Source organism: Thioalkalicoccus limnaeus (genome assembly GCF_041197575.1).
In the GTDB taxonomy this organism is placed as follows: domain Bacteria; phylum Pseudomonadota; class Gammaproteobacteria; order Chromatiales; family Chromatiaceae; genus Thioalkalicoccus; species Thioalkalicoccus limnaeus.
The window spans coordinates 1-748 of the sequence record NZ_JBDKXB010000083.1 but is presented as its reverse complement, the minus strand read 5'-3'; the positions used below and the strand labels follow the sequence as shown (position 1 = coordinate 748).

Here is a 748-nt window from a genome sequence, read left to right as displayed (position 1 = left end):
AAGGACGGAAATAAGGACCCCCCAATGCACGCTGAAGCCCTGACCCGCCGCCTGACCTCGAAAGACGCCCTGATCGGCATCCTCGGCCTCGGCTATGTCGGCCTGCCGCTGATGCTGCGCTACGCCGAGGTCGGCTACCGCGTGCTCGGCTTCGACATCGACCCGGCCAAGGTCGAGACGCTCAACGCCGGGCAGACCTACATCGAGCACATCCCGGCCGACGCCATCCGCGCCGCCCAGGGCCAAGGCTTCACCGCAACCACCGATTTCGCCCGCGCCCGCGAGTGCGACGCCCTGATCCTGTGCGTCCCGACGCCGCTCAACAAATACCGCGAGCCGGATCTCAGCTTCGTCATCGCCACCACCGAATCCATCGTCCCGCACCTGCGCGCCGGGCAGGTCGTCTCGCTCGAGAGCACCACCTGGCCCGGCACCACAGAGGAAGAGCTGAAACCGCGCCTCGAAGGCGCCGGCCTGACCATCGGCGAGGACCTCTTCCTGGTCTTCTCGCCCGAGCGCGAAGACCCGGGCAACCCGCGTTACAGCACCCGCACCATCCCCAAGGTCCTAGGCGGCGTCACGCCCGCCTGCACCCAGGTCGGCCAGGCCCTCTACGGCCAGGTCATCGACCAGGTCGTGACCCTGAGCTCCACGCGCGCCGCCGAGATGACCAAGCTCCTGGAGAACATCCACCGCGCCGTCAACATCGGGCTGGTCAACGAGCTCAAGATCGTCTGCGACAAGATGG

At 67.4% G+C, this 748-nt stretch carries 1 protein-coding gene; it reads left to right on the top strand.

Annotated elements, in window-relative coordinates; all coding sequences use genetic code 11:
• Nucleotides 1-24: 24 nt before the first annotated feature.
• Nucleotides 25-748 (top strand): nucleotide sugar dehydrogenase (locus ABC977_RS18190; RefSeq protein WP_369668685.1); only part of this gene is annotated, 724 nt, incomplete at its 3' end.